Origin of the sequence: Pseudolysobacter antarcticus, from assembly GCF_004168365.1 — a bacterium.
Taxonomy (GTDB): Bacteria; Pseudomonadota; Gammaproteobacteria; order Xanthomonadales; family Rhodanobacteraceae; genus Pseudolysobacter; species Pseudolysobacter antarcticus.
In genome coordinates this window covers 2,443,558-2,457,332 of record NZ_CP035704.1, presented here as the reverse complement: position 1 = coordinate 2,457,332, position 13,775 = coordinate 2,443,558, and the positions used below count along the sequence as shown (strand labels likewise).

Annotated in this window: 11 protein-coding genes and 3 pseudogenes; 6 read left to right on the top strand and 8 right to left on the bottom strand. The window is 58.6% G+C overall.

Going from position 1 to position 13,775, the window contains the following annotated elements; genetic code table 11:
- Nucleotides 1–23 precede the first annotated feature (23 nt).
- The gene (locus tag ELE36_RS10460; protein ID WP_129833076.1) at nucleotides 24–596 is read left to right on the top strand and encodes an AAA family ATPase; all 573 of its coding nucleotides are present in this window, start codon (nucleotides 24–26) and stop codon (nucleotides 594–596) included.
- Nucleotides 593–895 carry a very short patch repair endonuclease gene (locus ELE36_RS10455; protein WP_242512235.1) on the top strand — a complete coding sequence of 101 codons (303 nt, stop codon included), beginning with the start codon at nucleotides 593–595 and terminating at the stop codon, nucleotides 893–895. The genes ELE36_RS10460 and ELE36_RS10455 overlap by 4 nt, the downstream gene beginning before the upstream one ends.
- A 297-nt stretch (nucleotides 896–1,192) precedes the next feature.
- On the opposite strand, the gene ELE36_RS10450 is transcribed toward ELE36_RS10455, so the two are convergent.
- Nucleotides 1,193–2,281, bottom strand: a complete 1,089-nt coding sequence (locus ELE36_RS10450; protein WP_129833074.1) for a site-specific integrase — start codon at nucleotides 2,279–2,281, stop codon at nucleotides 1,193–1,195.
- Nucleotides 2,282–2,391: 110 nt separating this feature from the next.
- Between ELE36_RS10450 and ELE36_RS10445 the strand changes: the two genes are divergently transcribed.
- On the top strand, nucleotides 2,392–3,018 hold the full coding sequence (locus ELE36_RS10445) for a DNA-binding protein (RefSeq protein WP_129833072.1): 627 nt from the start codon (nucleotides 2,392–2,394) through the stop codon (nucleotides 3,016–3,018).
- Nucleotides 3,019–3,110: 92 nt separating this feature from the next.
- Complete coding sequence (locus tag ELE36_RS10440; RefSeq protein WP_129833070.1) at nucleotides 3,111–6,044, top strand: Tn3 family transposase; 2,934 nt, start codon at nucleotides 3,111–3,113, stop codon at nucleotides 6,042–6,044.
- Between the two features lie 202 nt (nucleotides 6,045–6,246).
- On the opposite strand, the gene ELE36_RS21165 is transcribed toward ELE36_RS10440, so the two are convergent.
- Entirely contained in the window at nucleotides 6,247–6,339 is a 93-nt protein-coding gene (locus ELE36_RS21165) for a GDCCVxC domain-containing (seleno)protein (RefSeq protein WP_425480914.1), read from the bottom strand.
- A gap of 227 nt (nucleotides 6,340–6,566) precedes the next feature.
- Nucleotides 6,567–6,880, bottom strand: a pseudogene (locus ELE36_RS10430) (tyrosine-type recombinase/integrase); the annotation flags it as partial.
- Between the two features lie 61 nt (nucleotides 6,881–6,941).
- Between ELE36_RS10430 and ELE36_RS10425 the strand changes: the two are divergent.
- Nucleotides 6,942–7,731 (top strand): IS5 family transposase gene (locus ELE36_RS10425; RefSeq protein ID WP_129832135.1). Its coding sequence is split into 2 segments (ribosomal slippage): nucleotides 6,942–7,204 and nucleotides 7,203–7,731, totalling 792 coding nucleotides; the frame shifts between segments, so codons are not numbered across the junction.
- Between the two features lie 10 nt (nucleotides 7,732–7,741).
- Here the strand turns inward: ELE36_RS10425 and ELE36_RS10420 are convergent.
- A pseudogene (locus tag ELE36_RS10420) lies at nucleotides 7,742–8,347 on the bottom strand (Tn3 family resolvase); the annotation flags it as partial.
- A 192-nt stretch (nucleotides 8,348–8,539) separates the two neighbouring features.
- On the opposite strand from ELE36_RS10420, the gene ELE36_RS10415 reads away from it, so the two are divergent.
- Nucleotides 8,540–9,871: a hypothetical protein gene (locus ELE36_RS10415; protein ID WP_129833066.1), complete on the top strand. Its 1,332-nt coding sequence runs from the start codon at nucleotides 8,540–8,542 to the stop codon at nucleotides 9,869–9,871.
- 271 nt (nucleotides 9,872–10,142) lie between these two features.
- Here the strand turns inward: ELE36_RS10415 and ELE36_RS10410 are convergent, their stop codons facing one another.
- The 4 genes and pseudogenes from ELE36_RS10410 to ELE36_RS10395 form a co-directional block, all read right to left on the bottom strand.
- Complete coding sequence (locus tag ELE36_RS10410; RefSeq protein WP_425480875.1) at nucleotides 10,143–10,901, bottom strand: cation diffusion facilitator family transporter; 759 nt, start codon at nucleotides 10,899–10,901, stop codon at nucleotides 10,143–10,145.
- A 7-nt stretch (nucleotides 10,902–10,908) separates the two neighbouring features.
- Nucleotides 10,909–11,016: pseudogene (locus ELE36_RS21160) on the bottom strand (cation efflux transmembrane domain-containing protein); the annotation flags it as partial.
- Between the two features lie 125 nt (nucleotides 11,017–11,141).
- The gene (locus ELE36_RS10400; protein ID WP_129833062.1) at nucleotides 11,142–11,420 is read right to left on the bottom strand and encodes a metal/formaldehyde-sensitive transcriptional repressor; all 279 of its coding nucleotides are present in this window, start codon (nucleotides 11,418–11,420) and stop codon (nucleotides 11,142–11,144) included.
- A 56-nt stretch (nucleotides 11,421–11,476) separates the two neighbouring features.
- The gene (locus ELE36_RS10395; protein WP_425480913.1) at nucleotides 11,477–13,741 is read right to left on the bottom strand and encodes a heavy metal translocating P-type ATPase; all 2,265 of its coding nucleotides are present in this window, start codon (nucleotides 13,739–13,741) and stop codon (nucleotides 11,477–11,479) included.
- Nucleotides 13,742–13,775 lie beyond the last annotated feature (34 nt).

Sequence of the window (13,775 nt, the reverse complement as noted above, 5' to 3'; positions counted from 1 at the left end):
GAACAGGCTCTCAGAAGTCAGCCATCAGCGAAGGGGCCATTTTACTGGTCGATGAGATTGAGAACGGTCTCGAACCTCACCGCATCATAGGGGCCATCGCCCAACTCAAGGCAGACCAGGTGAAGGCGATTTTCGAGCACAAGGCTGTTGGTCAAGTGTTGATGACCACGCATTCGGACGTCGCATTGGGTGAAGCCGGAACCAAGGGTCTGTTCGTGGCCCAGACCAGTCGGCCCGCCCGTCACATGTCGCTGCGTGCGCCGAGTATGCCGGATCCTATTCACCTGCTCCTGCGATATACACCACGGGCTCTGTTTGCGCGCCGCATCCTCGTCTGCGAGGGCATGACTGAAGTCGGCCTGTTGTTGGGTATTCGCGAGAACTGGCCAGCGTCGCACGAAGGGCGACCCATCGAGCAGTTGGGTGCCGCGATCGCCGATGGCAATGGCGGCCAAGCCGTTTCAATGGCGGTGGAACTGTCGAAGCTGGGCTACGCCATCGCCCTCTACCGAGACTCTGACGTGCTGCTTACGCCCCCTCAAATCGCTGAACTGGCAGAACACCACATCGCAGCTACCTGCATGCGGCGGGATTGAGATTCCGCCTGGCCGCGAAAACGCTTCCGGGCAAGCCGGACATTGTGTTGTCGAAGCATCGCGCAATCGTTCTCGTGCACGGGTGCTTCTGGCATAGACACGAGGGCTGCAAGTACACCACCATGCCGGCTACGAATACGGCGTTCTGGATGGCCAAGTTCGAGGCCAATATCAACCGGGATCGGCGCGTTCGGAAATTGCTCGAGGACGCAGGGTGGCGAGTTTTTCTCATCTGGGAGTGCGAGATAGCGGTTGCCGAGCTGAAGCGGCTCAGGGATCGTATAGTTTCGGGCACATGACAAAGTCCTGCGCTGAAATAGTTTGATCACGAAAAACAATGCATCTTTCGCTTTTCAAGAATTTGATCGCGGAATCGTTTCCCAACAGCCTGCTAAGGCGAATAGTCAAATGAAACAGATTTTACAACGCCAGCGGCCCAAGGCCACCAAGCCGATATTTCTGAAAACACGTCCCACGGTTTGCCACCCCGATCAAATGGTACATTCGCTGCCTTGAACGCCAAAAAGGGACGTGCGATCGGTCGATGTAGCTAAAAAACTCACGAAGCCAATCTTGTTGTTTTTTGACAGCAACGATCATTCCAGTTTTCGCTTCGCAAATAGCGAAGCGGCTGGATTGTTGATCGCGGATCCCGCCTGAAAATACCCCATGACCGTTGGCACCGAGCGGTGCTCGGTCATCGCCATGACCGCGGACAAGGCAATGCCTTGTCTGCCTGCTTCCGTTACAAAGCCCGAGCGCAAGCTGTGCCCCGCAAAATCCCCCTTCACGCCAGCAAGTTGCGCGCGGCGTTTCACAATGGATCCCACCGCGGCCGGGGAGAGAGGGCCGCCTATCGTGCTTTTCCACAGACGCCGAAAAATCGCACCCTCGGCAATACCAGAGGCCGTCAACCACGCCTCCATCGCATCAGCGGCGACATCCAGAATGGGTTTCTCTGGCGTGGAGTCGGCGGTGGGGCCAGCTTGTTGCGTCTTGCTGTGCTCAAGCCGATAGACGTAAGCGCTTTCGCCAACCCGATGCAAAGAAGCCATCTCAGCCGCAGCGATTTCGCTACGTCGGCGTCCACCGCTAGCAAAGCCGAATAGCAGCAGGGCGCGATCGCGAAGGCCAGAGAGCGAGTCGTCGCACGTTGCCAACATGGCCTCCAATTCGGTGCGGGTCGCCGCGGTCTTTTTCCGTGCCTTCTCGCCGCGTTTCACCGCAGCACGGCGCGCACGACTGAGTAGGTGGCGGATGCCCGGCTGTTCGCAAGGATTCGGTTGGCGTTTGAGGGCATGAACCCTTGAAAGCACGGCAATGCGATGCACGATCGTTGTCAACTTCAGCGGCCCCCGAGTTGCTTTGAATCCTTTACCCACCAAGATCGCATCCAGCAACGGCGGCAAGTCGTGGACGACGCCTTGTTTTGAACGTCGCGAGACATGGTCCACAAGGAACTGGACGACCGTGGCCTCCGGCACGGGCAGGGTGAACGGCTGACCGTAACGCCCGGTGAACCACGCCGCCCAATAGCGCAACGCGGCCGCGTAGCTACGTGTTGTATTGACGCACGCGGCTTCGGCGACGATGTCGCGCACGGCTGCCGCTGCACTGTCGGCGAGCTGATCAGGCACCAAAGCAGTGTCGATGAGTGGGTAAGAAATTACATTCGTGCGATTCATAAAATATGTATTATGTAGTATATATTACGTATTCACAGACGTACTAAGGATAATCATCTATTATCGCTGGTACGTTGCAGAAGAGTAGGGCATTCGAATCGGAGACGCAAATGGCGCGCGGAGTTACCCAGGATCAGGTCAATCAGGCGGCGGACGCATTGCTTCAGCGCGGCGAGCGGCCGACGATCGAGAAAGTGCGCGCAGAGCTTGGAACAGGTTCGCCGAATACACTGATCAAACTGATTGAATCATGGTGGCAATCGTTAGCCGAGCGGCTGGCAGCCCAAGCGCGCGCTAATTTGCCCGATATCCCGGCAAGTGTGCAGCAGGCCATGATGACGCTGTGGAGCGAGGCGGTAATTTCGACGCGCTCTACGGCGGAACAGGCGTTACTCGAGCGCGAGCGGGTCGCGGCGGAAAGTAGCGCTGAGGCGATTCGCAGGATTACTGAGGCTCAAGCTGAGGAGCAAGTGCGACGGCAAGAATTGGCTCTTGCCCTCAGTAATGCAGATTCATTAAAAACTGCATTCGCGCAAGAGCAGCAGCGTTCGGCTGAGTTGCAACTATCATTGTCGGATGCGATGTCGTTGCTGCGGGAGTCGCAAGTTGCCACTGATGACCTGCGCCGATCCTCCGACGAGGCACAGTCGCATTTTCGCTCCGATCTCGGTGCGACCTTGATTTTGGTTCCCACAGTTGCGCATCGATGCTTTCCGCAAGCTATTGTTCTCAAATAGTTTTTTTCTGACCCACAATAAAAATACACATAAAATCAGTAATTTGCTGTTACCCTCGGTGTCCCCGTTGACTAAGTTCTAGGTGGGCGCGCATGCAGTACTGGCAGACTCCCTATCTTGGGTTGCGATCCATGCCCAAGGAGCTGAACCAGTTCGAGCTCAACGCCTTTTTTACCTATTCGACGAAAGAGCAACGCGCCATTCTTGCCCGACGGCAGGCTCTCCATCAACTGGGTTTGGCACTGCAAGTTGGCTTTATCCGCATGACGGGTAGTTTGCTCACAGCCGTCAAAGTCGTACCGCCGGAGCTTTGGACACACCTCGGGGACATGCTTGGCATCTCCGCCCCGGATATCGCGTCATTGCGCTCTTTGTACAAGCGCAAGCAGACCTTCTTCAGTCATCAGAACGCGGCGCTGGAGATGTTGGGCTTTGTTCGCATGTCCGAACACCGACGTCGTGCACTGGTACGTTATCTCCGCCTTGAGGTTTTATCGGAATTCGACCGCCACCGCTTGATGACGCAAGTCAAGAGCTGGCTCTATGACCACCGCATTCTGATTGAAAATGAACGAACCCTCAGGAGTGTGATCGATGCCGGCCTCAAGCTGGCCGAGGCTGATCTCGGTACGACCATTCAGAAAGAGGTGCCCGAGTCGATGCTGCAAGTGTGGATGAGTGCTTGCGAAGCGCCTCATCGCTCAGGCTCCTCTTGCCAAGAGTGGCTCTGGCAGGCACCGCGCAGGCAATCGTTGCCGCAGATTCGCGAACAGTTTGAGCGCATTCATTATCTAATCCAGCACGGTGTCGCTATCCATACGATGCCTTCGGTGTCGGATCACATCAAGCGCCATTATGCGAACACCATGGCCGATCGACCGCCCTCCATAAGCAAGCGAATAACTGAGTCACGCCGGACCATCGAAGTGGCCTGTTTTCTTCAGACGACGCTATGCACCGCGACGGATACCCTGCTCGCGATGACGCGGCAACACATTGCCGATCTCTGGAGTAGCGGCATGCGGGCAGTGATCAAGTCACCAGAAACTCGTGTTCGAACGTTAACCGCCTTTGCTAAGGAAATTCGCGAACTGGCGCTCGATCTTTCACTCGATGAACAGGGCTTGCGCAAAGCCATGTTGGCTGCTGTGGAGAAAGTGGGTGGCAGCAAGAAAATCACTCGAGCGCAACTGACGCGAGAACAATTGCTCGTGCAGAATAGTCGCAACTCGCGGTCCTTGTTGAGGATGTTGTGCACGCTTTCGTTCGAAAGTGTGACGCCTCATCCCGTGATTCAGGCACTGGAGGCCTTGCGCGAGATCTACCTGCAACGCAAGCTAACGTTGCCTAGCGATATCCCTGTACACCTTGGCAAAATGTGGGATGACATGCTGGGGGATGCAGACCGGAGCCGCGCGTTACAGGCCTTCGAGGTGGCGACTCTCCTCGCGATGCGCCGGGCCCTGAAAAACGGTAGCGTGTATATCGCGCACAGTTTTGGTTTTCGCAGTCGCGAGAGCATGATGATTGCTGCGGATGAGTGGGCGAAGACTAGGACGCATCATTACGCACGTCTGAAGTTACCGCGTGACGCAAAGGAGTTCACGGGTCCTTTGGTCGAGGAGGTCACGCGGGAGCTCAAGCGGTTGGATGAAGCAGTTCAGGCAGGCGAGATCGGAGTGGATAAGGACGGTGTTCACATCGCGAAACTCGCCGCGGAAGCCGTACCCGAGCCGGTCAGACGGCTTCGTGACGCGCTGCTGGATAGCGTGGGGTCGGCTGAACTGCCCAGCGTGATGATGGAGGTGGATAGCGATACACGGTTCAGTTGGATACTCCTGGGGCGCGAGCCCCGCTCGATTGATGAACTACGGCTTGTCTACGCGGGTCTCCTGGCGCACGGCACCTCGCTTTCGGCGGCAGATACGGCGCGTATGATGCCTGGACTCTCCGCGGACGCGGTGAACCAAAGCATGCGCTGGATCGCGCAAGAGAAGCGCCTGCGCGAGGCCAACGACGCCGTCTTTGAATATATGCATAGCCATCCGATTTCCGAGTGCTGGGGGCGCGCGGACTTGGCGTCGGCGGACATGATGAGTCGGGAGATCGCTAAAGGCAGCTATCTCCAACGGCGCGATCCCCGGACGAAGAAAAAATCCATCGGCATCTACACGCATATCCATGACCGTTGGGGCATCTTCTACGATCAACCTATTGTGCTCGGAGAGCGACAGGCCGGCGTAGCTTTGGAGGGCGTGCTTCGTCAGGCCTCGGTGACGATCAGGCAGCTCGCCGTCGATACGCATGGCCAAACCGAATTTGGCATGTTTATTGGAAAACTGTTGCAGCGGGATCTTTGTCCTCGATTGCGTGATGCCCGCGCGCACAAGCTGTATGCGACTTCAGGGATGGACATACCGGCCAGCCTGGCCTGTGTGATGTCGAAAAACAAGGTTCATCTGGAAAAGGTGGAACCGGTATGGGATGAGTGTGTGCGGATAGCGGCTTCGACTCATTTGGGCAAAGCCAGTGCGGTGGATATCCTGTCTCGCTTCGGATCGGCCGCCGCCGGCGAACAACTCTACGATGCTGGGGTCCAGATCGGCCGTTTGCTGTTGACGCTCTATCTATGCCGATGGTTCACAATGCCCGAGTTTCGCCGTGAAATTCTGCGCACGCTCAATCACGGGGAGCGTGTGCATGTGCTGGAGCATGCGCTGGAAACAGGCAAAGTGCCACGGCACCAACTGAGCTCGGCGGTCCGTCTTCGGAGTGTGTCTTCTTCCGTTACCCTGCTTAGCAACATCGTGATGGCTTGGACCACCGCACGCATGCAGCAATCGCTCCACGGGCTCCCACCGGATGTCGCCCTGCATGCCGTCCCCGAGAACCTTCGTCATGTGGCGCCTATTCAGGAGGGGTTGGTCAACTTTCGAGGGCTTTTCCTGTTTCCTGTGGAGAGGTACATGGCTCGATTGCTACCCAGTGTTCAACCGGTCAAGTCAGTGCTTCGAAGCATTCGTTAGGTGAGCAACGGTGCGGCAAAGACGAAGCAGCGATATTCAGTCTAACCCGACGCCGCGAGCTAGCGATTGCGTGCTCCTGCGCGCTCAACCCGAGATAAAGTTCTGGTTCGCTGCTGTTGAAACGTGGACGTGCGTAGATATACTCAACTTCTTCTTGAGCAAGGATGACCAAACGATGCGATTCAGCGGTCGACAACATAGGCTAGCCACAGCAACCTCGCTGTTCCTGAATCGGTGGGCATTTTACTGAGCCGAAGGACCAGAATACGCAGCAATCGCCCGGATTGGGCTGCAACAACAATGCTCAGTGGGTGCATTTGTAGAAGAATATGCACGCGTTCGTCGGCGTGATTTCCCGCTTGGCAAAACCGCAGTGCGGACAGACCAACATCGACTCCAAAACGATCTTCCACGCTGTTTTCACGGACGCACCGTGGAAGAAATCTCAGCCTCTATGGACGCCATAATTTGGCTATTCGGCTTGGTCTTGCTGAGAGCATGGCTCGCTCGTGCAGCGCCCCGTAGACTATCCTCGATTCGATGTTTTGCGAACGGATCGCCGCTATCGATATAGCGCATAGCGGAGTGCACATCTTTCCACCCCACGTATTCCATCAGCGCCTTGACGTCCCAGCCGTTGTCACTGGCCCAGCCGGCAAAACCGCGCCGCAGCGAATGGCCGCTGTAGCCGTTCGGCGATGGCAAGTCAGCCTGCTCGAAAACCCGCCGCAACAGACGAATGAAACTGTTCGGATGCAGGCAGACATCGTTGACCTGTCCCACTGGTTCACGGCGCGGAATACGGGGCCAGCGGAGAGCTCCGCTGCCGCAATCCACTCGCCATAAGAGCCTGTTCAAAGTCTCAATCTATGAGACCGGCGTGCTGATACTGGCGGAATGAGATCAACCTATCCGAGTGACATCAGTCGCGCCCAGTTTGAGCAAATTCATCCTTTGCTGGAAAGCGCACGCAAGAAGACCAGCCCGCGTCGGGTGGATCTGTACGAGGTATTTTGCGCGGTCCGCTACCTCCTCAAAAGCGGCTGCCAGTGGCGCATGCTGCCCACGGAGTTTCCGAAATGGCGAACGGTGCATTCGTACTTTTCGATCTGGAGCGAGCCTGACGAGAACGGCATCAGCCTGCTGGAGCGGGCGTTAAAAAAATCAGGTGGGCGCGGTGCGTATCAAGCAGGGGCGCAACGCCATGACGAGCTTCTTGATCGTTGATGCACAAAGCGTAAAGAACACCGACACGGCGACGCATAAGGGCTACGATGCCGGCAAGAAGGTCTCGGGGATCAAGCGGCATATTGCCGTGGATACGCAGGGACTGCCTCACGCTATTGCGGTGACTACAGCGGAAGTCACCGATCGCAAGGGCGCCTTGCAGGCGATAGATCGATGTCAGGCAAACCTACATCGGGTACAAAGTGTCCTAGCGGATGGCGGCTACGTCGGCCAGCCCTTTGCCGAAGCGGTCCAAGGCGCCATCGGTGCCACCGTGCAGATCGCCCAACGCAATGAATTGCATACCTTCGCCGTTATCCCGAAGCGGTGGGTGGTCGAGCGCTCCTTCGCCTGGTTGGAGAAATGCCGACGACTCTGGAAGAACTGCGAGCGCAAGCTCAATACCAGCCTCCAGTTCATTCACCTTGCCTTCCTCACGCTACTGCTCAAAAGACTTTGAACAGGTTCTAAGCAGTCACGGGACACAACCGCGACAGCGCGGGCACCTTGAACGTCGTGCCCTGGTTCTGGCGATCGCCCTTGGTGTGCGGAAGAAAACACAGCATGCCTTCGCCGGCGACAATCTGAATATGTTCAACCTGCAGGCGCATCAATTCATCGGTGCGGAATCCGCGCCAGAATCCCAGCAGAACCATGGCGCGGTCGCGAAGAGCCTGCAGATGCTCGGCGTTTGCACCGAGCGCGAATGACGATGCAATTGTCGCATCGAGCCGGTCGCTCACTTGCGTCAGTTGCGTGATTTGAAGCGGTGTCGCGCGTTTGTCGACACGCGGATGTAGTGCGGCGATGCCTTTGAATACCTTGCGCACGAGCGGCGCCCGCGTCGGATCGGCAAACCCGTGATCGTGATGCCACTGCGCCAGCGCGGCCAGGCGGTGGCGCAGTGTGTTGAGGGCCAGTTTCTCTGCGTAATCCGCCAAGTAGTGAGCGATGCTGTCGGCCGTTGCCGGCAGATGTCCGCCCCAGTCCACCTCGAAGTGGCGCGCCGCTCCGGCATAACTGCGGCGCGTGTTTTCTCGTGTAGCGGCATCCAGGTAGCGATCGAGGTTCGTCATAACGGTCGATGGGGCTGTTCGGTGCGGTGCATGGATCGTCGATAGAGAATAACGTCATCGACACGATGAATTCCAGAGAGCGTAAGTGCTAGGGACGGCGCATCTGATCTGAGATGATCACAATCCTGCTGATGCTGCCGCGGACTTGGCGCCAGTGCGATCCGTTTGTTTTATCCAGGGGGAACTCTTGTCATGAAAATTTCCAAGGCGAGTCACACCGCTGCGTTGCTGGTGCTGCTCGGTAGCCATGCCGTCGCCGGCACGCTCACCGTCACTGACCTGGGTGACGCCGGCACTGGCGCGTGCGGCGCGACATGCACCTTGCGCGACGCTATTGCCAGCGCCGCGCCAAATGACACCATCGACTTTGCCAGTACGCTGACCTATCCGGCCACGATCACCCTGGCAGGTCAGGAGTTGCTGGTCTACAAGAACCTGGCCATCGTCGGGCCCGGCGCAGGACTGCTTGCGATTGATGGCAACCAGCAAAGTCGCATCCTGGAGATTGCCGCGAACGCGTCCGTCACCGTCAGTGGCGTCGCCTTGAATAATGGCTCGGTCTCCGGCCTCAATGGCAGCTACATTCCGACATCGGGCGCGTCTGGTGGCGGCGACGGCTATGGTGGCAGCGTGCTGGTCAATGCGGGGTCTACGTTGCAGATGATCGCGTGCCGGCTCAATGGCAATCAGGCGTTTGGCGGGATCGGCGGCTCAACGCCCGTGCCTGGCGCCAAACAAGGCGATGGCGGGTCTGCACATGGCGGTGCGATCTACAGTGCGGGCACACTTTCGATAAAAGACTCCACGCTGATCAGCAACTTCGCTTACGGCGGCCACGCGGGTGGCCCACCGCTCGGGTCGGGCGGCCCACAGGGTAGCGGCGGTAGCGGGTTGGGCGGGGCGATCGAGGCCAGCGGACTGACAGAAATCACCGACAGTCAGTTTTTCAACAATTCGGCGCAGGGGAGTTCCGGAGGGTCAGCATTCGGTGGCGGCGCTGGCGGCGCCGGCGGCTCGGCGCGGGGAGGTGCGCTGGCGTTTTCGGCGTTTTCCGTATTGTCGTTTGTCACCTCGAACGGCAACAGTGTTATTGGGGTATTTGGCGGCTCGGGTAATCCGCGCGGCGCTGATGGCGCGGCGGTAGGTGCTGATGTGTATGCAACCGCAACCGTGCTCAGCCGCAGCACGGTGCTGATCAGCACGTCCGGCGCGACAACCTGTAAGGTGGCGACGCTCGTCGCGCAAGGTGCCAATCTTGACGCGGACAACTCCTGTCAAAACTTCACCCTGCACGGCGATCCGAAACTGCAGGTTGTGACCAGCGGCGACGCCACATTCGCTTTGCCGCTGTGGGGCAGCCCGCTGATCGACGCAGCAGTCGATTGCAAGGATGCCTTCGGTACCACGCTCACCAACGATGTGCGCGGCGGCGTGCGCCCGTTGGATGGCAACGCCGACCGCATTGCCGCCTGTGATCTGGGTGCGGTGGAAAGCGATGAGTTGTTTGCAAACGGTTTCGAGTAAAAAGGTGCCGCGCACCGCGTAAAGCACGTACTCATGCACGGATGAGTACGTAATGTGCGGGAAGTGCATCGCGTGGAAAATTGCCCATCGTCGCAGCCATGTTTAGAAGAGTCCGCTTGCACGCGAGCGGCTGCGGGCAATTCGCGCGGGAAAGTGCAATAGACAAATGATGCCCGCAGCAGGGGCAGCTCAGCAGGGACTCCAATACTCGGGTCGGCATGCGCGTGTCAGAGGCTGGTACGTTCATCGGTACTGAAAAATTCCCCCACGCTTAGGCACTCTGCACTTCGATGGTGACGTGTGAAAGCGACGGGTACGCAGCAAGCTTCGTACGGAAATAATCTGGGTGATGTCCCTGTGTTGTTTTCACCGCGACAATTGCGCCCAAATGGCCGGGACCCAAGCGCCATAGATGGAGATCTGTCAGCGTATCGCCGTCGCTTTCGATGGTTTGTCGGAGCTTGTCCGCCATGCCGACATCGGGCGTCATATCCAGCAGGATAGCCCCGGTGTCGCGGATAAGCCCATACGACCAGCTGGCAATCACGCAGGCGCCCACGATACCTGCGAGCGCATCCATCCATAGCCATCCGAACGTGCGCGCCAGCAACAGCCCAACGATCACGAGCACCGAGACGGCCGCATCTGCGATCACGTGAACCACCGCGGCGCGCATGTTGTTGTCGCGGTGTGCTGCGCCGTGCGAATGTGCATGCTCTTCGAATCGGACTGGATACGCGTCGTCGTCGCCGAGGCGAACGTCCGCCGTGAATTCATGCGGCTCCGGAATTTCCTCGAGCGATTCCAGATAGCCGACTTTGTCGATCAGGGTGAATCGCTGGCATGCGCCGTCGGGCCTTACCGTTTCGATCATGATCGACTCTGCGGCGAGTCGGACGTTGCCCTCGGAGCGCACCCGAAAGCGCGGTGGCACGCCTTCCTCGAAGACCTCCACAACGATCGTTCCGACCCGCGCCGAGCTTGCCGGTGCCAAACGTAAACCGAAGATCGTTCGCGTGTTTGCGCGCATAGGTGTAGGCGAGCGCGGCAAGCAGCAAAGCGCCGGCATGCGTACTCATGTGCAGCCCATCTGCCACAAGGGCAATCGAGCCGAACAGCAAGCCGCCGGCGATTTCTGCAATCATCATCGCGCCACACAGCCAAATCACGATCCAGGTCTTGCGCTCACTCTTCTCGTGCCCCACACCGAGGAAAACATGAGCGTGCTGGAGCGATGCCGCGACGTTATTTGTCTCGTTCATTGGAAGGCTCATTTCAGGTATGTCCTGACTACTTCGAGGAGCTGCTCGGTGGCATCGGTATCCAGCGCGTCGGGATGCTTTTTCGCATCGACCAAGTGCGTGCGCACGTGTTCCTCAACCACTTCGGCCATAAGACCGGCCATCGCCCCGCGTGCGCCGGCAATCAGATGCATCACCTGATCGCAGCCCGCTTCACTGTCAAGTGCACGTTCGATCGCCTCGACCTGGCCGCGAATGCGACGGACACGTGCGAGGAGTTTTTTCTTTTCGCGGATGGTATGGGTCATAGTCTATTTTAGCATAGCCCCCCTAGCTATATGCGTAAGGGGCGGTAGAGAACAAATCAAATTTTCGCGCGCTTCAGCCGCAGCGCATTAGTGATGACCGAGACGGATGAAAAGCTCATCGCCAGGGCCGCAATCATCGGGCTGAGCAGCCAGCCGAAAAACGGGTAAAGCACCCCGGCTGCCAGCGGAATACCCAAGACGTTGTAGGCGAAGGCGAAGGTCAGATTCTGGTGAATGTTGCGCACCGCGGCCAATGCTAAGCGACGAGCGCGCAGGATGCCCGCAAGCTCGCCTTTGACCAGCGTGATCTGCGCGCTTTCCTTGGCGATATCCGAACCGTTGCCCATGGCGATGCCGACATCGGCGGCAGCGAGTGCGGGTGCGTCGTTGACCCCATCGCCGGCCATCGCCACGTGTGCGCCCGCTGCTTTGGCTGCCGCTATCCAGTCCGCTTTATTCGCGGGTGTCTGACTCGCGTGGTATTCGTCGATCCCCAGTTGTGTAGCCACCGCGTGCGCCGTCACCTCGCTGTCACCGGTGAGCATGACCAGTCGAAGTTTTTCGGCCTGCAACGCGGCCAGGGTCTGGCGTGTGTCCTGTTTGATCGGATCCTGCACTGCGACGCAGCCGACAAGATGGCCGTCCCGCGCCAGGAACATGACCGTTTTAGCTTGGCTGCGCAGCGCGTCCGCACGGCTTGCCATCGGTGCCGGATCGGCGCCGATCGATTCCATCAGTGCGGCATTGCCCAAGGCGACGAGCGCAGTGCCGATCGTGCCACGAACACCTTGCCCAGTGACCGCGGCAAAATTGCTGACCTCGGGAGCCGCTATCCCGCGGCTTTTCGCACCGTCGATAATGGCGCGCGCCAAAGGATGTTCGCTCGCCGCCTCCAGCGCCACGGCGATGGTCAAGAGTTCGGATTCGGCAACGTCCGTTACTGTTAAGACATCGGTCAACACCGGTTTGCCTTCGGTCAGCGTGCCGGTTTTATCGAGCACCAGCACATCCACATGTGCCAGTCCTTCGATGGCTGCCGCGTCACGAAACAAAACGCCCACCTCGGCACCGCGCCCACTGGCAACGGTGATGGAGATCGGCGTGGCCAGACCCAGTGCGCACGGACACGCAATGATCAGCACCGCGACGGCGTTCACGATGGCGTATGCCAGACGCGGCTCGGGACCCCAGATCAGCCACGCGGCAAAGGTCAACAACGCAACCGCCACCACAGCCGGCACGAAAAATACCGAAACGCGATCAGCCAACTTTTGCAGGGGCGCTTTTGAGCGTTGCGCTTTGCTGACCAACTCGACAATTTGCGACAACACGGAATCGCTGCCGATACGATCCGCCCGAATTTTCAGGCTGCCCGTACCGTTCAGCGTGCCACCCGTAGTGCGGTCATCGATGCGTTTTTCTACAGGGATGGGTTCGCCGGTCAGAAGCGATTCGTCGATGCTGCTGGTGCCATCGATCACTACGCCATCAACCGGCACTTTTTCTCCGGGACGTACGCGCAAAATATCGCCCACCCGGACTTGATCGAGCGCGATGTCTTCTTCGCTGCCATCGGCGGCAATGCGACGCGCGGTCTTCGGCGCGAGATCGAGCAACCGGCGTATCGCCTCGGAGGTCTTTCCACGCGCGCGCAGCTCCAACCACTCACCCAACAGCACCAGCGCGACGATGACGCCGGCTGATTCAAAGTAGACGCCGACCATGCCGTGCATATCCCGCATGGCGGGCGGAAACGCTGCTGGCAGGAACGTTGCCACCAAACTGAAACCGAAGGCGACCAGTACCCCCAGGCCGATCAGCGTGTACATGTTGGGCGAGCCGATGAGAAGACCGTTCCAGCCACGCCGGTAATAATTTGCTCCAGCCCACAGCACAAGGGGAGCTGAGAGCGCGAGTTCAATCCAACGCAGCACGTGTGCCGTGGTCTCGCCGAAATGCACACCAAATAGATGCGGACCCATCGCGATCAGCAGCAACGGAATGGCAAGTGCCGCCGAGACGAAGAATTTGCGCCGCACGGCATCGAGCTCGCTATCGTCGTGCTCGCCGGTTGGCATCATTGGCTCCAGGGTCATGCCGCACTTGGGACAATTGCCCGGCCCGACCTGCTGAATTTCAGGATGCATCGGACACGTGTAAATCGCCCCCGAGGCAAGCGTTCCGGCTGCTGACGCTTGCAGCGGATGCAGATACCGTTCGGGATCAGCGGTGAACTTCTCGCGACAGCCGCTAGAGCAAAAATAATAGGGCACGCCTTCATGATCGGCATGATACTTGGCGGTCGCAGGATCGACGCTCATGCCGCATACCGCATCGTGTACGCCGGCGCCGTCG

Bases quoted from the DNA above. Each gene is read 5' to 3' on its own strand.
- ELE36_RS10450 (WP_129833074.1), bottom strand. From the start codon at position 2,281: ATGAATCGCACGAATGTAATTTCTTACCCACTCATCGACACTGCTTTG.
- ELE36_RS10445 (WP_129833072.1), top strand. From the start codon at position 2,392: ATGGCGCGCGGAGTTACCCAGGATCAGGTCAATCAGGCGGCGGACGCA.
- ELE36_RS10440 (WP_129833070.1), top strand. From the start codon at position 3,111: ATGCAGTACTGGCAGACTCCCTATCTTGGGTTGCGATCCATGCCCAAG.
- ELE36_RS10415 (WP_129833066.1), top strand. From the start codon at position 8,540: ATGAAAATTTCCAAGGCGAGTCACACCGCTGCGTTGCTGGTGCTGCTC.
- ELE36_RS10410 (WP_425480875.1), bottom strand. From the start codon at position 10,901: ATGCGCGCAAACACGCGAACGATCTTCGGTTTACGTTTGGCACCGGCA.
- ELE36_RS10400 (WP_129833062.1), bottom strand. From the start codon at position 11,420: ATGACCCATACCATCCGCGAAAAGAAAAAACTCCTCGCACGTGTCCGT.
- ELE36_RS10395 (WP_425480913.1), bottom strand. From the start codon at position 13,741: ATGAGCGTCGATCCTGCGACCGCCAAGTATCATGCCGATCATGAAGGC.